The 24,913-nt window shown below is 69.3% G+C and carries 19 protein-coding genes; 17 read left to right on the forward strand and 2 right to left on the reverse strand.

Features of this window, described 5'->3' with window-relative positions; translation table 11 throughout:
- The first annotated feature begins 11 nt into the window (after positions 1 to 11).
- The 3 genes from dapB (at position 12) to VFE28_15950 (ending at position 5,532) form a co-directional block, all read left to right on the forward strand.
- On the forward strand, positions 12 to 785 hold the full coding sequence (dapB, locus tag VFE28_15940; GenBank protein ID HZM17486.1) for a 4-hydroxy-tetrahydrodipicolinate reductase: 774 nt from the start codon (positions 12 to 14) through the stop codon (positions 783 to 785).
- Positions 775 to 3,648 carry a hypothetical protein gene (locus VFE28_15945; protein HZM17487.1) on the forward strand — a complete coding sequence of 958 codons (2,874 nt, stop codon included), beginning with the start codon at positions 775 to 777 and terminating at the stop codon, positions 3,646 to 3,648. Before dapB ends, VFE28_15945 begins: the two co-directional genes overlap by 11 nt.
- A 174-nt stretch (positions 3,649 to 3,822) precedes the next feature.
- Entirely contained in the window at positions 3,823 to 5,532 is a 1,710-nt protein-coding gene (locus VFE28_15950; GenBank protein ID HZM17488.1) for a proline--tRNA ligase, read from the forward strand.
- Here VFE28_15950 and rpsT read toward each other — a convergent pair.
- Positions 5,529 to 5,789 carry a 30S ribosomal protein S20 gene (gene rpsT, locus VFE28_15955; GenBank protein HZM17489.1) on the reverse strand — a complete coding sequence of 87 codons (261 nt, stop codon included), beginning with the start codon at positions 5,787 to 5,789 and terminating at the stop codon, positions 5,529 to 5,531. The two genes, VFE28_15950 and rpsT, sit on opposite strands and share 4 nt — an antisense overlap.
- Positions 5,790 to 5,873: 84 nt before the next feature.
- Between rpsT and VFE28_15960 the strand changes: the two genes are divergently transcribed.
- Positions 5,874 to 7,187, forward strand: a complete 1,314-nt coding sequence (locus VFE28_15960) for an amidohydrolase family protein (GenBank protein HZM17490.1) — start codon at positions 5,874 to 5,876, stop codon at positions 7,185 to 7,187.
- Positions 7,188 to 7,263: 76 nt separating this feature from the next.
- Here VFE28_15960 and VFE28_15965 read toward each other — a convergent pair whose 3' ends face one another.
- Positions 7,264 to 8,889: a capsule assembly Wzi family protein gene (locus VFE28_15965; GenBank protein HZM17491.1), complete on the reverse strand. Its 1,626-nt coding sequence runs from the start codon at positions 8,887 to 8,889 to the stop codon at positions 7,264 to 7,266.
- On the opposite strand from VFE28_15965, the gene uvrC reads away from it, so the two are divergent.
- The 13 genes from uvrC to mutS form a co-directional block, all read left to right on the forward strand.
- Complete coding sequence (gene uvrC / locus VFE28_15970) at positions 8,888 to 11,140, forward strand: excinuclease ABC subunit UvrC (GenBank protein ID HZM17492.1); 2,253 nt, start codon at positions 8,888 to 8,890, stop codon at positions 11,138 to 11,140. The genes VFE28_15965 and uvrC overlap by 2 nt on opposite strands.
- Complete coding sequence (gene xerD / locus VFE28_15975) at positions 11,130 to 12,047, forward strand: site-specific tyrosine recombinase XerD (protein HZM17493.1); 918 nt, start codon at positions 11,130 to 11,132, stop codon at positions 12,045 to 12,047. Before uvrC ends, xerD begins: the two co-directional genes overlap by 11 nt.
- A 73-nt stretch (positions 12,048 to 12,120) precedes the next feature.
- The gene (trpS, locus tag VFE28_15980; protein HZM17494.1) at positions 12,121 to 13,134 is read left to right on the forward strand and encodes a tryptophan--tRNA ligase; all 1,014 of its coding nucleotides are present in this window, start codon (positions 12,121 to 12,123) and stop codon (positions 13,132 to 13,134) included.
- A complete protein-coding gene (locus VFE28_15985; GenBank protein HZM17495.1) occupies positions 13,131 to 13,910 on the forward strand; it encodes a segregation/condensation protein A in 780 nt (259 codons plus the stop codon). The genes trpS and VFE28_15985 overlap by 4 nt, the downstream gene beginning before the upstream one ends.
- Entirely contained in the window at positions 13,907 to 14,737 is an 831-nt protein-coding gene (gene scpB / locus VFE28_15990) for an SMC-Scp complex subunit ScpB (protein HZM17496.1), read from the forward strand. Before VFE28_15985 ends, scpB begins: the two co-directional genes overlap by 4 nt.
- 10 nt (positions 14,738 to 14,747) lie before the next feature.
- Positions 14,748 to 15,479: a pseudouridine synthase gene (locus VFE28_15995; protein HZM17497.1), complete on the forward strand. Its 732-nt coding sequence runs from the start codon at positions 14,748 to 14,750 to the stop codon at positions 15,477 to 15,479.
- Between the two features lie 12 nt (positions 15,480 to 15,491).
- Positions 15,492 to 16,541, forward strand: a complete 1,050-nt coding sequence (gene aroF, locus VFE28_16000; GenBank protein ID HZM17498.1) for a 3-deoxy-7-phosphoheptulonate synthase — start codon at positions 15,492 to 15,494, stop codon at positions 16,539 to 16,541.
- Positions 16,538 to 18,031 carry a (d)CMP kinase gene (cmk, locus tag VFE28_16005; GenBank protein ID HZM17499.1) on the forward strand — a complete coding sequence of 498 codons (1,494 nt, stop codon included), beginning with the start codon at positions 16,538 to 16,540 and terminating at the stop codon, positions 18,029 to 18,031. Before aroF ends, cmk begins: the two co-directional genes overlap by 4 nt.
- A 134-nt stretch (positions 18,032 to 18,165) precedes the next feature.
- Positions 18,166 to 20,184 carry a 30S ribosomal protein S1 gene (locus VFE28_16010; protein ID HZM17500.1) on the forward strand — a complete coding sequence of 673 codons (2,019 nt, stop codon included), beginning with the start codon at positions 18,166 to 18,168 and terminating at the stop codon, positions 20,182 to 20,184.
- Positions 20,185 to 20,309: 125 nt separating this feature from the next.
- Complete coding sequence (locus tag VFE28_16015; GenBank protein HZM17501.1) at positions 20,310 to 20,645, forward strand: lipopolysaccharide assembly protein LapA domain-containing protein; 336 nt, start codon at positions 20,310 to 20,312, stop codon at positions 20,643 to 20,645.
- Positions 20,646 to 20,661: 16 nt separating this feature from the next.
- Entirely contained in the window at positions 20,662 to 21,717 is a 1,056-nt protein-coding gene (locus VFE28_16020) for a tetratricopeptide repeat protein (GenBank protein ID HZM17502.1), read from the forward strand.
- Positions 21,714 to 22,817 carry an SPOR domain-containing protein gene (locus VFE28_16025; GenBank protein HZM17503.1) on the forward strand — a complete coding sequence of 368 codons (1,104 nt, stop codon included), beginning with the start codon at positions 21,714 to 21,716 and terminating at the stop codon, positions 22,815 to 22,817. The genes VFE28_16020 and VFE28_16025 overlap by 4 nt, the downstream gene beginning before the upstream one ends.
- Positions 22,814 to 24,913 (forward strand): DNA mismatch repair protein MutS (mutS, locus tag VFE28_16030; protein ID HZM17504.1); only part of this gene is annotated, 2,100 nt, incomplete at its 3' end. The genes VFE28_16025 and mutS, both read left to right, overlap by 4 nt.

Raw genomic sequence — 24,913 nt, forward strand, 5'->3', positions numbered from 1 at the left:
GAGGAAGAAGCGTGAAAGCGGCGCTGCTGGTGAACGGCGCCGCCGGGCGCATGGGGCGATTGGTGGCGGCCCACCTACGCCGCGCCGGTTTCGCTGACGTGGCGGGCTGCGATACCGCGGCCCAGGGGAGTCTCGCCCTCGAGGACGGGCCACTGCCTCTGGTGGAGAGCCTGGTGGCGGGGCTCGAGCCCCGGGGCGTCGTCGTCGACTTCTCCCACCCGGGAGCGACACCGGCCCTCGTCGAGGCGGCGCGCGCCTGCGGCGCTCGTCTCGTGGTGGGAACCACGGGGCAGTCCGAGGCCGAAATGGAACTGCTCCGGGAGGCGGCGACGAGCGTCCCCGTGGTGCTCGCCCGCAACTTCAGCCTGGGCGTGCAGCGTATCGCCCAAGCACTTGCGAAATTTCGCATTATGACTCGAGAGGGATTCGATGTAGAATTGATCGAAGCGCACCACGCGGGGAAGCGCGATGCCCCCAGTGGGACGGCGTTCTACCTCCTCGAGTCTCTCCTGGGGCAAGAGCCCCCGGCGGGCATCGTTCATGGGAGGTTCGGCCCCGAAGCGCGGCGCGGGCATGGCGAGGTAGGAGTACACAGCGTGCGTGCCGGAGGCCTTCCCGGCGAGCATACGTTGCTCCTCGCCAGTGCCGACGAGGTCGTGGAGATCCGCCACCGGGCTCTGTCGAGGGCGGCCTTCGTGAGCGGAGTTCCCCCGGCGGTGCGTTTCGTGCAACACCATCCCCCCGGCCTGTACTCGCTGCTGGACGTGATGGGAGATGCGCCTTAGACCCTCCGTACGCCTCCTACCCGGCGTCGTCCTGGCGCTGGCCTGGGCGAGCCCCGGGCATGGGCAGTATCTGTTCGGCCAGAACAAGGTGGTCTACTCCGAAAAGGATTGGAAGGTCATCACCACGCCGCACCTGGACGTGTACTTCTACGCCGGGGAGCAGGAGCTGGCCGAATACGTCGCCGCCTTCTCCGAGCAGGTGGCGGTGGAGTACGACAGCACCTTCCAGCACACCTTCAAGCAGAAGATCCCCTTCATCCTCTACGCCTCGCACCACGACTTCAAGCAGACCAACGTCATCGACCTGATGATCTCGGAGTACGTCGGCGGCTTCACCGAGCTGCTGCGCGGGCGCGTCGCCATCCCGCACACCGGCTCCTGGACCCAGCTGCGCGAGGTGATCCGGCACGAGCTGGTGCACGCCTACATGAACGACAAGCTGGCGACGCTGATGACGGAGAAGCATCGCTACAACTACGGCAGTCCGCCACTCTGGTTCACCGAAGGCCTGGCGGAGTACATCGCCACCCCCGAACCCGGGACGGAAGCGCGCATGTTCATGCGCGACTTCATCGTCAACGAGAGCCTGGTGGACATCCCGAATCTCTGGCGCATCCAGGGCACCTTCCTCATGTACAAGGAAGGGGAGTCCTTGGTGCGTTACATCGCCACACGCTTCGGCCAGGAGGCCCTGGTGCAGCTGCTGGAAGATTGGTGGATCTCGGACAGCTTCGAGCAGGTGCTGCACTACACCCTCGGCATCTCGGTGGTCGATCTCAACCGCGACTGGAAGCGCTACCTCAAGCGCCGCTACTACCCGGCGGTGATGACCGCGGATTGGCCCGACCAGCACGGCAGGCCGCTGACGCACGAGCGCGCCATCAGCGCCCGCCCCGCCGTCGTCGACTCCAGCGCGGTGGCGGACAGCAGCTTCGACTTCGTCTACGTCTCCTCCGCCTCGGGACACGTGGATCTGATCCACGCTCGCGCCGAGGACCCCAACCATTATTCCTTCCGCACCCTCGCCGAAGGCGGACGGGACCGGACCTTCGAGTCCATCCCGGCATTCTCCAGCGGCCCCGCCGTGCACGGCCGGCGTGTCGCCTTCACCGCGAAGTCGGGGGAGCGCGATGCGCTCTTCATCCTGGACCTGGAGACAGGACGCAAGCTGGCGAAGCACAGCTTCGAGGCCTTGATCACGCTCTCCACCCCCACTTGGTCACCCGACGGCCGGCAGATCGCCATCGTCGGCCTCGACCGCAGCGGCTGGAGCGACCTCTACCGCATCGATCTCTCGAGCGGCGAGCTCGAACGCCTCACCTTCGACGCCGCCCATGACCGCGATCCCGACTGGAGCCACGACGGGCGGCGCCTGGCCTGGAGCAGCGACCGCGCCGCGCCGGAATTGGACGGCGTCTACCACCTCTGGACCCTCGACCTGGAGAGCGGCGTGACCACCCAGATCACCCAGGGCGAGCACGACGACGCCGCCCCCAGCTGGGGGCCGGAGGACGGCTCGCTCCTCTTCAGCAGCGACATGGACGGGGCCAACAACATCTATCGCTTTGACTTCGAGGACGCCACGGTGTCGCAACTCACCTCGACTCTCGGTGGCCTCTTCACCCCACGTTGGACCCCGAAGGGCGACGGCTTCGTGGCCACTTCGTTCAGCAACCTCGCCTTCAACGTCTACCGTTTCGACATGCACACGCTGCGCGAGGTCCCCAACGGCGCCACGCCGCCGGTGCAGGTGGCGGCGGTGACCGACCCGGCGCCAGCGCGGCCCGCCGCGCCGCGCAGCGACTGGTTGCAACGCCCGGAGGGCAAGGCCTACCCGAAGAGGAAATACGACACCCAGTTCGGCCTCGACTTCGTGCAGGGCGGGGTGGCGTACGACCCGGATTTCTACAGCGCCGCGGGGGCGCAGTTCGGCTTCACCGACGTGCTCGGCAACCACCGGGTGAGCCTGCTCTTTTCCACCTCGTCGGAGGGCTTCGACGACTTCTTCCGCCACCTGAACGTCGGGGTCTCCTACACGAACCTGACCCGACGTCTGCACTACACCCTGGGCGCCTTCCATCTCACCCGCATCTACGACCCAAACCTGGACATGGTGCGCTTCGAGCGGCGTCTCGGCGGACTCCTCGGTGTCGCCTACCCGCTTTCCCGCTTCGAGCGCGTGGAGAGCAGCTTCGTCGTCCGCTACGCCGAGCTCGACCAGGGCATCGCCGATCTGCTCGACATCGGCGCCCGCACCATGCTGGTCACCAACTTCACCAGCTTCGTGCACGACAACACCATGTGGTCCTATGTCGGACCCATCGACGGCACGCGCTACAACATCACCATGGGTCACACCTTCGACCCCACCGGCGGCAACCGCGGACTCACCTCGCTGCATCTCGACTTCCGCAAGTACTTCCGTCTGCCGGCGCGCAGCGTCTTCGCCTCCCGCCTGATCGCCCGGGGCAACTGGGGCGGAGACGCACAGCTCTTCTTCCTCGGCGGCCCCTTCGATCTGCGCGGCTACGAACGGCGTTCGCTCTTCGCGCGCCGCATCCTGCTCCTCAACGAGGAAGTCCGCTTCCCGCTGCTGGATCGGCTCCTCATCGGCCTGCCCTTCATCAACGCCCTGGAGTTCGGCGGCTTCCGCGGCGCCCTCTTCGTGGACGGTGCCTACGTGCCCGAACCGTTTACCCCCGGCTGGTACGGCAGCTACGGCGCCGGTGTCGAGCTCGGCCTGGGCGTCGGCTTCATCGCCCGCTACGACTTCGGCCGCACCACCGACTTCGGCCGTCGCTCGGCGTCCATCCCCGGCACCGGGCAATCCTTCCAACGTTTCTTCATGGGCTGGAACTTCTGAGGCGCCGAGCGTCGGGCCGGCGCGCCCCGTGGACACGGCGGGCGCGCCGACGAGAACCGTAGCCAGCAGCCCTACCCCAGAAGTGCATCGGCGCGCTGGTGCTCGTGCCGCGGTTGCGGCACCCATCCCGCTTGCTTTAAGCTGCGCGCTCCGGAGAGCCGCCGGGGAGTGTGCATGCGCTGGTCCAAAGCCTTTCTACCCACCTTTCGCGAGCTGCCCGCCGAGGCAGAGATCATCAGCCATCAGCTGATGCTGCGCGCCGGCATGATGCGCAAGCTGGCCGCCGGCGTCTTCTCCTACCTGCCGCTCGGCTGGCGGAGCATCGCCAAGGTGACCACCATCGTGCGCGAGGAGATGGACCGCACCGGCGCGCAGGAGGTGGTGATGCCGGTGCTGCAGCCGGCGGAGCTGTGGCAGGAAAGCGGGCGCTGGCAAGCCTTCGGCCGCGAGCTCATGCGCCTCCACGACCGCCACGACCGGGACTTCGCCCTCGGCCCCACGCACGAAGAAGTCATCACCACGCTGGCGCGGCAGACGCTGCGCAGCTACCGCCAGCTGCCCCAGAACCTGTACCAGATCCAGGTGAAATTCCGCGACGAGATCCGGCCGCGGTTCGGCGTCATGCGCGCCCGGGAATTCACCATGAAGGACGCCTACAGCTTCCACACCGACGACGAGTCCCTGGCCCGCACCTATACCGACATGCGCGACGCCTACTCCCGCATCCTGGAGCGCTGCGGCCTGGAGTTCCGCATCGTCGAGGCCGACACCGGGGTCATCGGCGGCGCCGAGAGCCACGAGTTCATGGTGCTCGCCGCGAGCGGCGAATCCGAGATCCTCTCCTGCGATCGCTGCGGCTACGCCGCCAACGCCGAGCGCGCCGAGGCGCGCCTCGCCACCTCGCCTCGAGCCGCAGCGGAGGAGGGCCCTGTCGAGGTGGCGACACCGGGAAAGAAGACGGTCGCCGACGTTGCCGCCTTTCTCGGCGTCCAGCCCGAAGCGCTGGCGAAAACGCTGCTGTTCAAGATCGCCGATCGCGACGTGGCGGTGCTCGTGCCCGGGGAACGGGACCTCAACGAGGCCAAGCTGGCGCGGCTCGCGGGCACCGGTCTCTTCCGCCTGCTGGAGGATGCCGAGGTGGTGCAGCTGACCGGTGCGGCGGTGGGATTCGCCGGCCCCGTAGGGCTCCCGGGGACGCCGATCTGGGCCGACGTCACCCTGCAAGGAGAGAAGCACTTCATCACCGGCGCCAACCGCACTGACACGCACCTGCGGGGCGTGCGTCCGGGGCGCGATTTCGCCGTCGAACGTTGGGGAGACCTCGTTCTCGCCCGCGCCGGCGACGGCTGCCCGCGCTGCCTGGGCACGCTGCAATCTTCCCGGGGCATCGAGGTGGGTCACGTCTTCAAGCTCGGCACCAAGTACAGCGAGAAAATGGCGGCCACCTTCCTCGATGGGAACGGGAAGGAGCGCCCTTACGTCATGGGCTGCTACGGCTTCGGCGTCACCCGCACCGTCGCCGCCGCCATCGAACAGCACCACGATGCGGAGGGCATCGTCTGGCCGCGAGCCCTCGCTCCCTTCGCGGTCCTCATCCTGCCGGTGCAAAGCTCCCATGCTGCCTCGCAGGAGCTCGCCGCCGCCTTGCACGACGAGCTCAGCGCCGACGGCATCGACGTGCTCCTGGACGACCGGGATCTCTCCCCAGGAGCGAAGTTCAAGGACGCCGATCTCATCGGCATCCCCACCCGCGTGACCTTGGGAGAGCGGGGATTGCGGGAGGACAAGCTGGAGATCCGCGACCGGCGAAGCGGCACCGTGCGCACGGTGCCGCAGGCCGAGCTGGCCCGGGCGGTGCGTGCGACGGTACGGGAAGCGACTTAAGACCCGGGCAGCCGCTGCAGGTGAGCGGCGAGACGCGACTTGAGCCGGGAAGCGGTGCGCGGATGGATCAGATGGGTCTTGGCGCTCTTGTCGATGATGGCTTCGAGCGCCGGGAAGGCGGTCTTGGCCGCGGCCGCACTCGGCATCTCCCGGAACTCGTGCAGGGCGTGCCGCAGGCGCGCCCGCTTGGACCGATTCGCCAGGCGGCGCTTGGCGTCCCGGCGCAGCGTTTTCTCGAACTGCTTATGATGGGGCAAACCAACCTCCAGGAACCCACGAAACCGTGTGACGCTAGCACGCGGCCCCGCACGGGTCAAGTGGAGTGGCCGTGGTGCGGCGGCGTGCGCCCGCGTTCGCATCGGGCCCGACGACCTGCCGCCGCTGCCACTGCAGCCCTTCTCCTCGCGGGAGGATTCGCAGCGGCACCGACCGCCACGGCGGCAGAGTTCGCCGTGCATGCCGCCAAGCTGGTGGACGTACGCGCCGGCAACGTCCGGGGGCCGGTCTGGGTGCGCGTGCGCGGCGACAGCATCGTCGGGGTGGAAAACCGCGCCCCCGCCGGCATTCCGGTGCTCGACCTCGGCGGCGCCACCTTGCTCCCCGGTCTCATCGACTGCCACACCCACCTCGGCATGCGCGTGGGCCTGCCGCCCCTCGAGCAGCTGCGCACCTCGGCGGCGCGGGCGGCGGTGTCCGGGGTGGAAAACTGCCGCCACACACTCCTCGCCGGTTTCACCACCTGCCGCGATGTCGGCGGCACCGAGCTGGTGGACGTGGCGCTGCGCGACGCCATCGCCGATGGGGAGATCCTCGGGCCGCGGTTGCAGGTGGCCACCTGGGCGCTCTCCATGACCGGTGGCCACGGCGACGATCGCAACCTGCTCGATTACCACTGGTGCAACGAGCTCGCTGCCGGCGTCGCCGACGGCCCCGACGAGGTGCGGAAGAAGGTGCGCTTCGACATCCAACAGGGCGCCGACCTCATCAAGATCCTGGCCACCGGCGGCGTGCTCTCCGCCCGCGACGACCCGCGCCACACGACCTACACGATGGAGGAGCTTCGCGCCGCGTGCGACGAGGCCAAGCGCCTCGGCCGCTTCGTCGCCGCCCACTGCCACGGCAAGGAAGGCATGATGTGGGCGAGCCAGGCCGGCGCCCGTTCCATCGAGCACGGCACCTTCATGGATGAAGAAGCCGCTTCGCTGCTGAAAAAGAACGGCACCTGGTACGTGCCCACGCTCTACGTTCTCGAGCCGATCCTCGCCCCGGGGAATCCGCTGCACATCCGCGCCGAGAGCCTGGAGAAAGCCAAGGGGATGCGGGAGCACATGCACCAGGCCTTCCGCAACGCGGTCGACAAGGATGTCCGCATTGCTTTCGGCAGCGACGCCGGCGTCTTCGCCCACGGCACCCAGGCCCAGGAGCTGGCGCTCTACGTGGAAGAAGGCATGTCGGCGCTGCAAGCCATCCGCACCGCCACCACCTCGGCGGCGGAGCTCATGGGCTGGGCGGATCGCGTCGGCAGCGTGGAGCCAGGACGTTACGCCGACCTCATCGCCGTGAGCGGCGACCCGACGGAGGACATCACCGAGCTGCAGCGGGTGCGCTGGGTCATGCAGGGCGGCGTGGTGGTGAAGAACGAGCTCGGACCGTGAGGGCGCGTGGTGGTGATGCCAGCTCGGACGGTGAGGGCGGCGTGCATCACGCCACCTCGGGGCGTGACGGCAACGGTCAGAACTCCACCCGCGTCAAGGCCCGCAGCTGCAGGTCCGTCGTCGCCGCCGCCGACGGATCGTGCTGTGCCTGCGTGACGTGCAGCCAGCGGGCTTCGAGCGCTGCATCGAGACTGCGCAGTCCCCGGTAGAGGAGCTCGAACCCCGGTTGGTGCGAGCTCTGCACCGTGCCCGAGAGATAATCCTGGGAATCGCTCGTGCGTTCCTCTTGATCCACCGCCAGACCACCCTCCCCGTGGCGCTCCAGGTCGTAGAAGACCTGGAGGGACCAGCCGCGGCTCAAGCGCCGGCGCAGCCCCAGGTGCCACAGATCCGCGTCCGGCCCAGCGCGGCTGCCGAGGCTGAGTCCGTAGTGCTCGTAGCGGTTGATCGGTGTCTGGTGCGTGTAGGTGAACTGGCTCGCCCAGCTCCATTCACCCTCCAGGTCCCAGTCGTCGGCACCGAACGGCTGCAACCAGAGGAACCCCGCCAGCGCGCCCACCTTGTTGCCAAAATCGTCGAGGCCGCGCCGCAGGTTGAGGTCGTCGACGAGGAACTCGCCGTAGAGCTCGAGATCCGGGAGGAGGAGCTTGCCGTCGATGCTGCCGAGGGCGTTGTCCCGATCGCCGATGTTGGCCTGGGTGACGTAGAGGACGTTCACCGGGTTCAGATAGGCGAGGTCGAGACCGCGGTCGCCATACACCGTGGCCTCCGAGACGGCGAGCAAGAGCCGCCGGTGCGGCTGCAGCACGAGCCGGTGCGCGGCGATGAACTTCTGCACCAGCTCGGGGTCCTCGGGCTCGAGCTGGGCCGGGCGCAGTTCGCCCGCCACGTGCGTGAAGCGCAGCCAGCCGAAGTCGAGCTCGAGCCGCAGCAGATCGAGGGGCGGCGTCTCGTCGAGGAGGAGCAGGGCATTCTGCCGCCCCGGCCCCCAGCGCAGGTGCTCGCGGCCGATGTCCACCAGCACCGGACCATGGACGTAACGGGCGTAGGGTTCCACCCGGCGGGAAAAGCTGAAGCGGTCGCGCGGCTCGAAAACATATTCGGCTTCACCTGCCCGCGGGTCGGCGCTCTGGCGCAAGACACCGTCGCCGGTACGCCAGACGAGGGAGAGGGGGACGAAGGCGGCGAAATCGCGCCGGAGCACCAGGGCCGCCGCGGGCTCGAAGCTCAGGCGCGCATCGGTCTGGGAGAAGGCGGCCCCCGGCGACGTGGGGCCGAAGCGCACATCCTGACCGGCGAAGACGAAGAGCCGGAACTCCCAGTCGGCGCCGCGCCAGCGATGCGCCGTCCGCTCCAGCACCGCCAGGCTTTCGCCTTGGGCCACGAGCTCGGCGGAGAACTCCTCGACCAGCATGTCGAGCTGTTGCGCTTCGATCCGGCTCGGGCGCCACTCGTTGCGTGCCGCCGCCTGCTGCAGCCTGCCGACGAGACGCGCCACCTGCCCGCGGCGGAGCGGCAGCATGTCGAGACCGGTACGCCCCAGGCCGGCACGCACCTCGAAGCGCTGCAGCATCTCGTAGGCCCAGTGCTCGAGCGGCAGGTCCACCGGTTCCTGGGCCCGGCCCGCTGCCGACGCGAGCAGAAGGAAAGCGAAGCCCCAAGCGCCGAGGCAGCCTCGGGTGGGGCGCGGGAAACCCGCCATGGTGCGACACGTCCTCCCTCGCGGTCGCGGCGACCGCCTCGGCATGATCGACCGCCGCCGGACGGGGCGCAACGGCGAAGAAGCCGCGGCGTTGTCCCACTGCGCTCTCCTCCTTACACTGGCCGGAGAGGCCGCTCGACGCTGGCAGAGGGCCTCTCGACCCAGCGGAGGCACGACGATTCCTGAGGACCCCACGCAGAAACCGGCGCCGCCGGATGCCGCGGCGCCGACTACGGCCGCGGCCTCTGCGGAGTCCACCGCGCCGCCGACCACGGCCGCGGCGTCTGCGGCGTCCACCGCGCTCGCCGAGCGCATCCGCTCCCTGCCGGAGGAGCCCGGCGTCTACCTCTTCAAGGATGCCCGCGGCAAGGTGCTCTATGTGGGCAAGGCCAAGTCGCTGCGGGATCGGGTGCGGAGTTACCTCAACCCGGGTCCGGAAGCGCATCCGAAGACCCGGGTGCTCATGGGACGGGCGCGTGACGTGGATTACGTCAGCACCCGCACCGAGGTGGAAGCCCTGGTCCTGGAATGCAACCTCATCAAGGAGTACAAGCCGCGCTACAACATCCGGCTCCGGGACGACAAGAAGTACCCCTACATCCGGGTGAGCAACGATCCCTTCCCGCGGGTGTTCTTGACCCGCACTTTGGTGCACGACGGCAGCGAATACTTCGGACCCTATTCGGATGTCGGCGCCATGCGCCGCACCCTCGGACTCTTGCAGCGTGTCTTCCAGTGCCGGCCTTGCACGCCCGAGTCGCTGGAGGGCATCGACCGCCCCTGTCTCTACTACGACATCAAGATGTGCCAGGCACCCTGCGTGGGCCTGCAAAGCCGGGAGGACTACCACCGCGCCATGGACGACGTGCGCCTGTTCCTCGGCGGGCGCACCACCGAGCTGGTGAACCGGCTGCGCGCCCGCATGCAAGCCGAGAGCGAGGGGCTCGAATTCGAACGTGCCGCACGCACGCGGGATCAGCTGCGCTCCATCGAGCGCAGCACCGACCGCTTGCGCACCCTGGTGGGGCAGGACGTGGACCGGGACGCCCTGGCCATGCGGCGTGATGGTGAAGACGCTGCCGGCGTCGTCTTGAAGATCCGCGGTGGCAAGCTCCTGGCGAGCGAGACCTTCTACTTCGCCGCCGGCGAGGAGAGCGACGTGGCGGCGTTCGCCGCTTTCTTCCAGCAGTACTACAACTCCACTCGCTCCATCCCGGAGGAGATCCTCACCAGCGAGGTCCTGGAGGAAACCGAGCTGCTGGTCGACTGGCTCGCCGAGAAGGCGGGCAGGAGCGTCCGTCTCACCGTGCCGCAACGAGGCGAGAAGCACACGCTCCTGGCGCTGGCGCTCAAGAACGCCACCCTGAAGCTGGACGAGTGGCTCATCGCCCACGGCAAGGCCGGACGGCGCGCCCCCGACGAGGTGGTGCAGCTGCGCGAGGTGCTGGGCAGCCGCGAGCTGCCGCGGCGCATCGAGTGCTTCGACATCTCCAACTTCCAGGGTTCCCATCCGGTGGCTTCGCTGGTGCACTTCGAAGCGGGGCAGCCGGTGAAGAACCGCTACCGCCACTTCCGCATCCGCGGCATCGCCGCGCCCAACGATTTCGCCATGATGGAGCACGTGGTGGAACGGCACTTCCGCTCCCTGGTGCAGGACGGCCTGACGCTCCCGGAGCTGGTGCTGGTGGACGGCGGCCGCGGCCAACTCGGGGCGGCGGAGCGAGCCCTGGCCGCGCTGGAGCTCGGGCAGCGCGTGCACCTCCTGGGCCTAGCGAAGCGGCAGGAAGAGATCTTCCGCTCCGGCACCGCCGAGCCCCTGGTGCTGCCCCGGAGCTCGCCGGCACTCAAGCTGTTGCAGCGCATCCGCGACGAAGCCCATCGCTTCGCCATCGGCTACCATCGCCGGCTCCGCGGCCAGGAACTGGTGCGCTCCGCCCTCGACGACATCCCTGGTGTGGGCACGAAGACACGGATCGCACTGCTGCGGCGCTTCGGCTCGGTGGAAGCGGTGAGCCGCGCCAGCGCCGAGGAGCTGCGCGCCGTGCACGGCGTCGGCCCAGCGACGGCGGAGCGCATCCTCGCCGTGCTTTCCCATCCGGCGCTCCGCGCCGGCACCACGCATGCTCAAGAGGGCACCGCGGCAGCGGCGGAAGAAGCGGAGGCGCCGCTGGCGCCCGCCGCCGATGACAGCGGCGACCTCCAGGCGCGGGAATTCGACCTGGAGATGGAAGGCGGGGCCGGTGGAACCTGAAGCGCGGCCGAGAAGCGCCCTCTCCCGGGCCCGCGAGCGCTACCTCGTGCACCTCATGGTGGAACGGGGCCTCGCGGCAACGACGCTCGATTCCTACGGCCGCGACCTCGACACCTATCTCCATCACCTCACGACGCAAGGCATCGGCAACCCCGCCGCGGTGGAACGGCGGCATGTGCACGCCTTCTTGGCGGCGCAGACCGAGGCGGGCATGAGCGCAGCCACACGAGCGCGGCGCCTAGCTGCACTGCGCGGCTTCCACCGCTTCCTCGTCCTCGAAGGTCTGGCGCCCCAGTCGCCCCTCGAGGGACTGCGCGGCCCGCGACGGGGTCTGCGACTTCCCGCCGTGCTCTCGGTCCTCGACCTGGAGAAGCTCGTGCAAGCTCCGGCGGCGACGACGCCGCTCGGGCAGCGCGATCGAGCGGCGCTGGAGCTCACCTATGCCGCCGGGCTCCGGGTCTCGGAGATCTGCGCCCTGCCGCTCGAAGCGCTCGACCGCGAGCATCGTCTCGTCCGGGTCTTCGGCAAGGGCGCCAAGGAACGACTGGTGCCCGTCGGCCGCGCCGCGGTGGAAGCGGCGACGCGCTGGCTCACGGACGGCCGGCCCCGCCTCCTGCGCGGCCGCCTGGCACCGACTCTTCTGGTGAACGCCCGCGGCGGCAAGCTCTCGCGCATGGGCTTTTGGAAGCTGCTGCGCAAGCACGCCGCCGCCACCGGGATCACCGCGCCGCTTTCGCCTCACACGCTCCGCCACTCCTTCGCCACCCATCTACTCGAAGGCGGGGCGGACCTGCGCGTGGTCCAAGAGCTCCTCGGTCACGCCGACATCGGCACGACGCAGATCTACACGCTCGTGGACCGGCAGTACCTGCACGAGGTCTACCGCACCTTCCATCCCCGCGCCTGAATCCACCTTCCGCGTTCGGGCGCGGCGGGACCCTGTGCTAGCATGGGACGGTCTCGCGGGAAGGAGCGTCCACGTGCCCACGGTGCTCAGCGGCATGCGTCCCACCGGGCGGTTGCATCTCGGCAACTACACCGGGGCCCTGGAGAACTGGTTGCAATACCAGAACCAGTACGAGTCGTACTTCATGGTGGCCGACCTGCACGCCCTGACCACCGACCTGGACACGAAACAGATCGCCGCCCAAACGCGGGAGATGGTGATCGACTGGCTGGCGGCGGGACTGGACCCGGAGCGGGCCCCGCTCTTCGTGCAGTCCCAGGTGCCGGAGCACTCCGAGCTGCACCTTCTCTTCTCCATGCTCATCTCGCTCTCCCGGCTCGAGCGCAACCCCACGGTGAAGGATCAGGTGCGCGACCTGGGCCTGGAGGAAACCGTCAGCTATGGCCACATCGGCTACCCGGTGCTGCAGGCCGCGGACATCTTGCTCTACAAGGGCGATTTGGTACCGGTGGGGGAAGACCAGGCGCCGCACGTGGAGATGACCCGGGAGATCGCCCGGCGCTTCAACAACACCTTCGGCAACGTCTTCCCCATCCCCGAGACCAAGCTCACCCTGTTCGCCCGCTTCCCGGGCATCGACGGGCAGCGCATGAGCAAGTCGCTCGGCAACACGGTGGAGTTCACCGCGCCGCCGGAGGCGATCCAGCAGCGCCTGCGCCGTACCGCTATCGATCCGCAGCGGGTGCGCCAGGACGACCCCGGCCATCCCGAAGCGTGCACGGTCTTCGTCTACCACCAGCGCTTCTCGCCGGCGGCGGCGCTGCCGACCATCGCCAACGAATGCCGCGCCGGAGCAAAGGTGCGCAGCTGCTTCGACTGCAAGATGGAAGCGGCCGAGAACATCGCCGCCACCTTCGCCACGGCGCGGCAGCGGCGCGCGGGGCTGGAAGCGGAGCCGGAGAAGCTGGACACGATCCTGCGCCACGGCAACGAGCGGGCCCGCGCTCGCGCCGAGGCCACCATGCGCGAGGTGCGGGCCGTCATGGGGCTGGGCGGCCTGCGGCGGCCGCCGGGAGGGGAAGCATGACCTACGTCGTCAAGCTCGAGCAGTTCGAGGGTCCCCTCGATCTGCTGCTGTATCTCATCCAGCGCGAGGAGATGGACATCTACGACATCCCCATCGCGCGCATCACCGAGCAGTACTTGCGGCACGTGGAGATGCTGGAGCGCCTGGATCTCGGCATCGCCGGGGATTTCCTGGTCATGGCGGCCACGCTGCTGCGCATCAAGGCGCGACTGCTGCTGCCGGTGCAGCGCCCGGGGGAGGAGAACGAGGAGGATCCCCGCGCCGAGCTCGTGCAACGCCTGCTGGAGTACAAGAAGTTCAAGGAAGCGGCGCAGAAGCTGGAGGACCGGGAGCGCGACAGCTTGCGCACCTACACGCGCCCCTTCGATGCGGCGCTGCTGGAGGAAGCGAAGGAGCACGGCGAGGAGGAGATCTTCAGCGTCGACCTGCCGCGGCTGATGCAGGCCCTGCAAGGCGTGTTGCGCCGCTTCGAGATCGTCACCACCCACGAAGTGGTGCTCGAGCCGGTGCACCTGGAGGAACGCACCGCCTGGCTACAGTCCCGGTTGCAAGAGGCCGGGCGCCTGCGCTTCGGTGACGTGTTCGAAGGGGCGCGTTCGCGCCTCGAGGTCATCGTCACCTTCATGGCGCTCCTCGAGCTCATCAAGGCGCGGGCCTTGAAGGCGCACCAAGCGGAGAGCTTCAGCGACCTGTGGATCTTCCCGGCCGATCGCGCTCCCGAGCGCGACGCTCGGCGGGAGGACAGCTCGACAGCCGGGGTGGAGAACGAAGCATGAGCCTCAAAGCCGAAATCGAAGCGCTGCTCTTCGCCAGCGAAGCGCCGCTCTCGCTGGCCCGACTGCAGGAGGTCCTCCCGGAGACGGCGCGGGCGGACATCCAGGCCGCGCTCGAAACACTGGAGCGGGATTACGCCGCCGACGACCGCGCCATCCGCATGCAGCGCGTGGCTGGCGGTTACCAGCTGTGCACGCGACCGGAGCTGGCGGACGTGGTGCGCCGGCTCTTCGTCGGCAAGCGCCGCGTGCGCCTCACCCGGCCCGCCCTGGAAGTGCTGGCGATCATCGCCTACAAGCAACCCACCACGCGCCCGGAGATCGACGCCATCCGCGGCGTCGGCAGCGGCGGCGTCGTGGAGACCCTGCTCGAGCGCAACCTGGTGCGCATCGCCGGCCGCGCCGACAGCGTCGGCCGGCCGTTGCTCTACGCCACGACGCCGGAGTTCCTCCAGTACCTGGGTCTCGACTCGCTCCACGACCTGCCGAGCTTGGAGGAGTTGGAAGCGATGCTGGCAGCGCGGGAGGAAGAAACCCGCCGCCTCGAAGAGGAGGAGGCGCAGGAGCTGGCGACGGCGCCCGCCGCCGAACCGGCGAGCGAGGAAGGACGCTTCGCCGCCGCGCGGATGGAAGAGAAGCTGCGGCAGCAGAACCTGCCGACGCTGGAGGATCTCGACGCCGAGCTGGAGGCCCGAGGCGAGGCCATCGAGACCTTGACCGCGCAGGTGGGGCTGGAACGGCGCGACCGCCGCAGTAGCGCGCCGCCGGCGCCGGCCGCGCCGGAGGACGACGGCGAGGAGCCACCCGCGGCGGAACCGGACGCCGGCTGAAGGCGAGAGCATGCGCTTGAACCGTTATCTGGCCGCGTGCGGCCTCGGCAGCCGCCGCGGCTGCGACGCTTTGATCGAGAGCGGTCGAGTGCGGGTCAACGGCGAGCCCGGGCAGTTCGGAACCCAGATTGGTCCCGCCGACCGGGTCACCGTGGACGGCGCCGAGGTCCGCCCTCACTCTGGTGGCGTGTGGATGCTCCACAAGCCAGCGGGCGTCGTCAGCACCGCCCGCGATCCCCAGGGCCGGCCGACGGTGCTCGATTTCGTCAAGCAGCACGGCATCACGGCGCGTCTCTTCCCGGTCGGGCGCCTGGATCGAGACACCACCGGGCTCCTCCTCCTCACCGACGACGGCGACCTCGCCTTCAAGCTCACCCATCCTTCCTGGGGGATGGAGAAGGAGTACGAAGCAGAGGTCGGACGGGCCCTCACGCCGGCGGAGCTGGAGAGCTTGCAGAGCGGCGTCGACCTCGACGACGGCCGCACCGCCCCGTGCCAGGTCCAGCTGGAAACGAGCGCGAGCGGCATCGTCCTTCGCTTGGTCCTGCACGAGGGCCGCAAGCGGCAGATCCGCCGCATGCTGCAGGCTCTCGCCGTTCCGCTCCTGCACTTGCACCGCGTCCGTGTCGGCCCGCTCCATCTCGCCGCTCTGCCGCCGGGGTCGCTCCGCTCTCTCGATGCCGCCGAACGGGCGGCGTTGCAGACGGCGCGCGTCGCCCCCGCGCCTTCGGCGCCCGCCTGAGAGGGGAGCCGGATGCGCATCGTCTTCCGCCCCAATGCCACGAAACGCCAGGTGGATCGGGTCGAGCGCTTGCTGCAGCAGCTGCGCTGCCGCACGCGCCGTTCCCGCGGCGCCGACGGCCTGGTGCTCGGCGTCATCGGCGACGCCACGCTCCTCCAGGATCGCCAGGTGGAGCTGCTCCCCGGTGTCGCCGCCATTCTGCCCTTCACGCGACCCTACAAGCAGGCGAGCCGCGAGTACTGCCAGGAGGATTCGGTCGTCCCGGTGGGGGAAGTCGCCATCGGCGGGGGTCGCGTCGTGGTCATGGCCGGGCCCTGTTCGGTGGAGACCCGGGAAGGACTCTTCGAGGTGGCGCGGCGCGTGCAGGCCGCCGGAGCTTCGGTGCTGCGCGGCGGCGCCTTCAAGCCCCGCACCTCGCCCTACTCGTTCCAGGGCCTCGGACGGGAAGGCTTGGAGCTCCTGCGCGAGGCGAGCACCGCCACCGGTCTCGCCGTGGTGACGGAGGTCATGGACACGCGCCACGTGGAGCTCGTGTCGCGCTATGCCGACATCTTGCAGATCGGGGCGCGCAACGTGCAGAACTTCGATCTGCTGCGCGAGATCGGTCAAAGCGGCAAGCCCGTCCTCCTCAAGCGCGGCCTGATGACCACCATCGAGGAATACCTTCTCTGCGCCGAGTACATCCTCTCCGAGGGCAACGACAAGGTGGTGCTCTGCGAGCGCGGCATCCGCACCTTCGACAGCAGCACGACGCGCAACACCCTCGATCTCTGCGCCGTGCCCGTGATCCACGCCTTGAGCCACCTGCCCGTCATCGTGGACCCGAGCCATGGCACCGGGGACTGGCGCTTCGTGTCGCCGATGGCGCGGGCCGCCATCGCCGCCGGCGCCGACGGCCTCATGATCGAAGTGCACCCGCGGCCGGCAGAAGCCTTCAGCGACGGCCCGCAATCGCTGACGCCGCAACGCTTCGAGAAGCTCATGGTGGAGCTGGCGACGCTGGCCCGCGTCCTCGGCCGGCAGCTCGATCGTTGCGACCCGTCCGGGAAGGACGGGGCATGAGCGCCGGGATCGGTGCGCGCTTCGCCTTCCGCCCCGGCGAACGGGAGTCGCTCGCGGCCCGGGCTGCCGCCCGCGCCGCGGCGCTGCGCCGGCTCGTCATCGCCATCGATGGTCCCGCCGGGGCGGGGAAGAGCACCACGGCGCGTGGCGTGGCGGCGCGGCTCGGCCTGCGCTATCTCGACACCGGCGCGCTCTACCGCGCGGTGACCTTGGCAGCGCAACGGTCGGGGGTGGAGCCAGGCGACGAGGCGGCCCTCGCCGCGCTGGTGCAGACGGCCCGGCTGCGCGTCGAGTCCGACGCCGCCGGGCAGCGTGTGTATCTCGGGGACGAAGACGTGAGTGGCGCGATCCGCCATCCGCAGGTGACGGCGATGGTGTCGCAGGTGAGCGCTTGGCCCGCGGTGCGAGCTGCCATGCTCGACCTGCAGCGCCGCTTGGCGGCGGCGGGCGGCACGGTGATGGAGGGGCGGGACATCGGCAGCGTCGTCTTGCCCCAGGCGGACCTGAAGATCTTCCTCACCGCCGACGTCGCCGCCCGCGCCGCGCGGCGGCAGGAGGAGGAAGCCGCCCGCGGCAACGCGCGGCCGCGACAAGCGGTGGAGGAGGAGATCGAAGCGCGGGACCGCGCCGACACGACGCGCTCTTCCGCGCCGCTCCGCCGCACCGCCGGCGCCATCGAGCTGGACACCACCGAGCTCGGGATCGAAGCGCAGCTCGACGCCGTGGTGGCGCTCGCGCTCCGCTGTGTCGAAGCGGGAACGACGACGGCGGCAGCACACACCTTCGTCCCCGAGGACTGGGCCCAGCCGGGTTACCGGCCCTTTCGCCGCCGGCGCTTCCGCTGCGCCCACGTTTTGATCAGCTCCTTTTTCCGCGCCGCCTGCGGCTTGCGCTGCGAGGTGCACCCCGCCTCCCGGCTGACTGGCAGCGCCCTCGTCGCCTGCAATCACATCTCCGGCCTGGATCCGCCGCTCGCCGGCGCCTCCGTGCCCTTCGAGTCCTGCTTCGTCGCCAAGAGCGAGCTCTTCCGCAGCGGCGCCTTCGGCTGGCTCATCGGTCTGTTCAATGCATTCCCGATCCAGCGAGGCACGGCGGATTACGCCGCCCTCGATCGCGCCGTGGCGCTGCTGCAGGCGGGCGAGAACGTCCTCATGTTTCCGGAAGGCACACGCCAGAAGCCCGGCCGGCTCGGCAGGTCGCGCTGGGGCTTCGGTTACGTCGCCCGCCGCGCCGGGCGGCCCATCGTCCCCGTCTTCGTCCGCGGCAGCCGCGACCGCCGGCCACGCTTCCTGCGCCGCCAGCCGCTGGAGGTGTGGGTCGGCGAACCCTTCGTCCTCGGCGCACTCTCCGACGACCCGGACGGTTACGCCCAGGCAGGGGCGCTCGCCATGGAGCACATCGCCGGGTTGATGCTGCGCTCCGCTGCCCGCGTCCCCCTCGCCGGGCTCGAACTTCCCGGCATTTTCGCCCCCGCCGGCCCCGAGCCCTGACCCTGAGGCCCTCCAGACCCTGGCGGTCCGGGCCGTTCCGGCCTTGCGATCCTGGACGGAGGTTGCTAGGGTAGCTCGATTGTCCCCCAATATTTTTCGGGGAAATCTTTATGAATTAAGGAGGAATCCGCTTCATGCTGGACGAGAGTCACACGCTCCGCAACGAGGAATCGAGGCGCGCCGAGCGCGCGCCGGAAGGAGGTGACACTCCAGGGTCGCGGGGCGCAGGGCGAGAGTCCAGGACCGCCACGGCGACCTCGGACTCCGGGCCGCGGCGTCGCGGTCCGCGGGACGACAGCCGAGGGGGCTGGCGTGGTCGCAGTGGCGGCCACGGCCGCCGGGGCTTCGACGACGAGGAAGAGGAGCGCCGGCCCAAGAAGCGCACGCCGGCGGCGCAGGTGAAGCCGTTCAACTTCGAGTTCGACGATCCCGACGCCCAGGCGCTGACGCGCGATGCCTTCCTCAAGCAGGTGCTGGAGTACGACGAGACGCTGCGCGATTTCGGCGAGGGCGAGATCGTCAAGGGCACCATCGTCGGCATCGGGCCGGTCGAAGTGCTCATGGACATCGGCTTCAAGAGCGAAGGCGCCATCCCCATCGCCGAGTTCGACAATCCGGCGGAGCTCGTGGTGGGCCAGTCCTTCGAGGTCTACCTCGAGAAGATGGAGAATCAGGACGGTCTCATCGTCCTCTCCAAGACGCGCGCCGACTTCCTCAAGGTCTGGGACCGGATCAAGGCCGCTTACGACAGCACCGAAACGGTGAAGGGCACGGTGGACCGCCGCATCAAGGGCGGCCTCGTGGTCAAGCTCTACGGTGTCGACGCCTTCCTGCCGGGTTCGCAGGTGGCGCTACGGCAGGTGCCGAATCTCGATGCCCTGATCGGCCAGGAGCTGGAGTTCCGCATCATCAAGCTCAACAAGCGCCGGCGCAACATCGTCGTCTCCCGTCGGGTCGTCCTCGAGGAGGAGCGCACCAAGCAGAAGACGAAGATCATCGCCGAGCTGGAGAAGGGGCAGATCCGCAAGGGCGCGGTGAAGAACATCACCGACTTCGGCGCCTTCGTGGACCTGGGCGGCATCGACGGCCTCTTGCACCTCACCGACCTCTCCTGGGGGCGGGTGGCGCACCCGAGCGAGGTCGTCTCCATCGGCCAAGAGCTCGAGGTCAAGGTCCTCGACTTCGACCGAGACCGCGAGCGCATCTCCCTCGGTCTCAAGCAGTTGCAGCCGTACCCGTGGAAGGAAGTGGCGGAGAAATACCCGGTGGGCACGCGGGTCAAGGGCAAGGTCGTGTCGATCACGGACTATGGCGCCTTCGTGGAGTTGGAGCGCGGCGTCGAGGGCCTGATCCACATCTCCGAGATGTCCTGGACCAAGCACGTGCGCCATCCCTCCAAGATCGTCTCCGTGGGCAACGAGATCGAGGTCATGGTGCTGAAGATCGACCCGGAGAACGAGAAGATCTCCCTCGGTCTGAAGCAGACCGAGCCGGATCCCTGGGAGACGCTGGCGGAGAAGTACCCGCCCGGCACCTCCCTCGAGGGCAAGGTGCGCAACCTGACCAACTTCGGTGCCTTCGTCGAGATCGAGGAAGGCATCGATGGCCTGGTGCACATCTCCGACATGTCCTGGACCAAGCGCGTCCGCCACCCGAGTGAAGTGGTGAAGAAGGGCGACGTGGTGCGGGTCAAGGTCCTGGAGGTCAACCGCGAGAGCCGGCGCATCAGCCTCGGCATCAAGCAGACCATGGACGATCCCTGGGACGACCTGGCGCGGGAATACATCGTCGGGACCGTGCTCGAGGGAACGACGGAACGTCTCCTGGATCGCGGCATCGTTGTGGAGCTGCGTTCAGGCGTCGAGGGCTTCGTCCCCGTCTCGCACCTCCTGCCGGAGGACATCAAGAAGCCCGCCGAGTACTTCGGTGTCGGCGAGCGGATCCCCCTCAAGGTGATCAAGATGGACCCGGCGAACCGGCGTATCGTGCTTTCCGTGCGCGCTTACATGGAGGATGCCACCGCCGAGGATCTGGCCGCCTTCAACGCCAAGTTCGGCACCCGGCGGCCGATCTCCGAAGAGGATTCCAGCAACGGTCGCGAGGGCGACGCGGAGCTCGTCGCCGCCGAGGAAATGGACGACGACGAACTCTGAGCCGGAAGCGTGCCGCGCTGGGGGAGGGGGCCTCGCCGCCCCTCTCCCGGCGGCGGTGCGCGTTGTGCCGCGCCGGTCGGGGCCGGCGGAAGGGCGCAGGGCCGGCGGCTGGAGGTGCAGCGCCCGTGTGGCTGGTGCGTAGCCTGCTCGTGTTCGTCGTGGTCGCTTCGGTGCTCGCACTCGCCGTCGTCAACGTGGAGCACCACACCTCGCTCACACTCTTCACCCGCACCTATCAGAACCTGGCGCTCAACGTCGTTCTCTTCTGTGCCATGCTCTGCGGCGCCATCCTGGTCTTCGGCCTCATGGTGTTCCGGGAGTTCGCGTTGCGCAACGAGATCCGCCGCCTGCGGCGCGAGAACCTGCGCCTCGACGACGAGATCACCGCGCTACGCAACTTGCCCCTGGCTGGTCTGGACACCGCCAGGGAAACCCCGGGTTCACGGCCCGCGGAGCGCTGAAGCCGGGAGGGCTGTCTTGTCCGCCGAGGCATTCGTCTTCTGGCTCGGGCTGCTTCTGATTTCCGGCGGCTTCCTCTACATCATCGGTCGCGGGCCGCGCAAAGTCGCTTCGGGCACAGACCCTTACGCCGCTGCCCTCAACTACATCTTGAACGACGACTGGGACGGTGCCCTGGACAGCTTGCGGCGTGCCGCCCACGCCGGGAGCACGAGTGCGGACGTTTACATCAAGCTCGGCAGCGTGCTGCGCCGCCGTGGCAATCACGCCACGGCCCTGCAGATCCATCAGACCCTGACCGTGCGCCAGGATCTCACGCCGGAGGAGCGCACCCTGGTGCAACGCTGCCTGGTGGAGGATTACCGCGCCCTCGGCCGGAGGCGCGAGGCCCTGGCGGCGCTGCAGCAGCTGGCCCAGGATGGGCGTGACGGGCCGCTGCAACGAGAGATCGCCCAGGAGGCGCTGCTCTGCGGCGACTACGTCACGGCGGAACGCGCCATCCGGGCGCTCCGCGGCGACGGTACGCAGGAACGGGCCGAGCTGGCGCGCTTCCTCGCCGCCATGGGCGAGCGCTGCCGGCAGCAGGAACAGCGGGCCGAAGCGAAGCGTTACTTCCAGGAAGCGCTGAAGGAAAACGGCAACTGCGAGCCGGCGCTGCTCGCCTTGGGGGATCTCGTGCACGAGGAAGGCGACTTGGAGAGCGCTCTCTACTACTGGCAGAAGCTCGCTTTCGCCACCAGCGACGTCGAGCCCGAGCTCTATGATCGGCTCGAGCGCGTGTACTTCGATCTAGGGAAGTTCAGCGACATCGAAGGCATCTACGCTCAGATCCTGGAGCGACGACCACGGGACCAGCAGGCCCTGCTCGCCGCCGGCAAGCTGGCCACGAAGAAAGGGCAAGTGGAAGAGGCAGAGCGCCTGCTGCGCGCCGCCCTCGAGCAAGCTCCGGATTCGCCCCGGGCGTTCCAGTTGCTCGCCCACTTGCTGCTGGAGCAGGGGAAGACGCAGGAGGCTCGGCAGCTCATCGACACCCATGTGGGTCTGCTGCAAGCGGCAGGAAGACGCGGCGCATGAGACTTCGAGTCGGGCAAGGCAAGGATCGTGACGCCCCCATCGGGAGCGCGGTGATCCGGAGCGGCAGCGGGCGTCCCGCTCGGCGCTGGAGCGGTGTGGCGCTGCTCTTCTCCCTGCTGTTGCCCGCGGCGGCGGTGGGGCAGGCGAATGTGCTCGAGGAAGCGCGGGCGCTGCAACGGCGGCTGCAGTACGCCGAGGCCCACGAGCGCCTGCTCGCGGCGTTGCCCGAGCTCGAGGGTGAGAGCCGCGGGCAAGCCTACCTGCTCCTCGCCGAGCTGAGCCCGGACGCCAAGGAAGCGAGGCGCGCCTGGCGAGAGGCGGAGCAGGCTGCGCCCAGCGGTGCGGTCCACCAACGCGCCGTTCTCGAGCTGGCGCGTCTCGATTTCGCGCGGGGCAACTATCACAGCGTGCGCTCCCGTCTCGAGGACGCCACCGATGACGAGTCCCGTCTTCTCGTCGCCGCCAGTTGGATCGGCCTCGAAGAGGCGGAACGCGCTGCCGCCGCCTTGAAAGGACTGCCCGCCTCGCCGCGGGCATCCCTGCTCCGCGCCTGGGCCGCCCGCGCCACACGCGGTGCCGAGGCGGCTCTCCAGGAGCTGGCCCCGCTCGCTGCTTCCGGGGGCGACTTCTTACCCACGGTCTTGCTCTGGCAGGCGGAGTGCCAGGCGGAGCTCGGTCGAGCCGCGGAGGCGCGCACGGCGGCGGAAACCCTGCAGCGCCGCTTCGCCACCGCCCCGGAGAACGAGATGATCGCGGCGACACTGACCTCTCTCCGCCAGGCGCCGGCCTCGGGCGGTGCAGCGACCGCCGCAGAGGGTGCGACGACGACGCCCGCGGGCGCGGCAGCCGCGTTGCCGCCCGGGTCGTTGCTGCTGCAAATCGGCGTCTTCGAGAGCCAAGCCAACGCGCTCCGCTTGCGCGATCGTCTGCCGCCCGACATCGGCCCGGTGCGGGTCGACCCGGTGCAACAAGGGGAGCGCCATTTCTACCGCGTCGCCCTCGGCCCCTTCACGAGCGCCAGTGCGGCGACGGCGCACGCCCGCGCCAAGCTCGAACCCCTCGGCATGGAGTGGCGGCTCGTCCGGCCGGAGTCGCCATGAGCCGGATGCCGGAGCCAGGCAGGGAACCGGCCGTTCCGGCCACGAAGCTCACTCCCATGATGGCGCAGTACCAGGAGATCAAGCGCCAGCATCAGGACGCCATCCTTCTCTTCCGCATGGGAGACTTCTACGAGACCTTCCACGGTGATGCGGCGATCGCCAGCCGCGTCCTCGGCATCGCCCTCACCAGCCGCGATCGCGCCTCCGAAACGCCGGTCCCCCTGGCCGGCGTGCCCTACCACAGCGCCAGCGGTTACATCGCGCGCCTGTTGCGCGCCGGCTACAAGGTCGCGGTTTGCGATCAGGTGGAAGATCCGGCGCTGGCGAAGGGACTGGTGCAGCGCGCCGTCACCGAGGTGCTGACGCCGGGGACGGCGCTCGTGCCCGAGCTGCTCGCCGAACGGGACAACCACTACGCCTTCTGTCTCGCCGTGCCGGAGGCCGTGGGGCGAAGCGTGGGCTTCGCCTTCCTCGATTTCTCCACCGGCGAGTTCGGTCTCGGCGAGCGTGTCGAGGCCGAGAGCCTCGACCTCGTGGCGCGCTATTCCCCCCGGGAGTTGTTCCTGCCCCAGAGCTGCATGGGAAGCCCCTTCGCCGCGACGCTGCAGCGGCGCTTCGAAACCCTGCCGCTCACCTACGTGGAAGAAGCGCTGTTCACACCGCGCCTGGCGCGAGAGGCGCTGCTGCGCCACTTCGGCGCCGCCTCGCTCGAGGGCTTGGATTGCGGTGACGTGCCCGAGGGCGTCCGTGCGGGCGGCGCCTTGCTCGAGTACGGCGGCCGGCTGAAGCGGAGCCGGCTCGAAGCGGTGACGCGGGTGCAGGTGGTGCGCCCGGCGGCGGAGATGTTCCTCGACGAGGACACGCTGGCGAACCTGGAGATCTTCCGCTCCAGCCGCGGCCAGGACGCTTCGGTGACCCTGGTGCACCATCTCGACGCCTGCCGCACCTCCATGGGTTCGCGCCTGCTGCGCCGCTGGCTGCGTGCTCCGCTGCGCGAGCGCAGCTCTGTGGAGGCGCGGCACGAGGCCGTGGGCTATTGGGTGCAAGAGAGCGAGGCGCTGGCTCTCCTGGCCGCCGAACTCGCCCGTCTCGGCGACCTGGAGCGCGGCTTCGGCCGCATCGCCGCGGACCGCGCCGGACCACGCGATCTGCTGGCCTTCGCCGACGGCGCCGCACGCATCCCGCTGCTGCGGGAGATGCTGGAGCCCGTTCAAGGCACTCTCCTCGCGGCGTTGCGGGAGGCCATGGACCCGCTGCAGGACCTGGTCGAGGACGTCCGCCGCACGCTGGTGGACGAACCGCCGCCGCACTTGCGCGCTGGCGGCGTCATCCGTCCGGGTGTCTCCGAGGAGCTCGACGCTCTCCTCGACTCCACCCGTTCGGCGCGCGAGTGGATCGCCGCGCTGCAGGAAAGCGAGCGCGCCGCGAGCGGCATCGGCAAGCTCAAGGTCGGCTACAACAAGGTCTTCGGCTACTACCTCGAGGTCCCTCGCGGGCAAGTGGAGAAGGTGCCGGAGCGTTATAGCCCCAAGCAGACCTTGGTGGGAGCGCAGCGCTACATCACGCCGGAGCTGAAGGAGAAGGAGCAGCTGGTGCTGCGCGCCGAAGACGAGCGCGTGCGCCTCGAAACCAGCTTGTTCGCTGCTCTCCGCGCCCGGCTCGCCGCGCAGGCACCCCGAGTGGAGCGCACGGTGGCGGCGCTCGCGGCCCTCGATGTGCTCGCCGCCTTCGCCCAGGTGGCGCACCAGCGCGACTATGCGCGGCCGCATCTGACCGCGGACGACCGCATCGTGCTGCGGCAGAGCCGGCACCCGGTGGTCGAAGCGCTGCTCGAGAAGGAGTTCGTTCCCAACGACGTGGAGCTCTCCCGCAGCGAGGCGCAGATCCTCGTTCTCACCGGCCCCAACATGGGAGGCAAGTCCACCTTCCTCCGCCAAGTGGCGCTCATCGTGCTGATGGCTCATGCCGGCAGCTGGGTGCCGGCGGCGAGCGCCTCCATCGGCCCGGTGGATCGAATCTTCACCCGCGTCGGCGCCGCGGACAACCTGGCGCGGGGGCAGAGCACCTTTCTCGTCGAGATGACCGAGACCGCGAAG

The organism is Candidatus Krumholzibacteriia bacterium (assembly GCA_035649275.1).
Taxonomy (GTDB): Bacteria; Krumholzibacteriota; Krumholzibacteriia.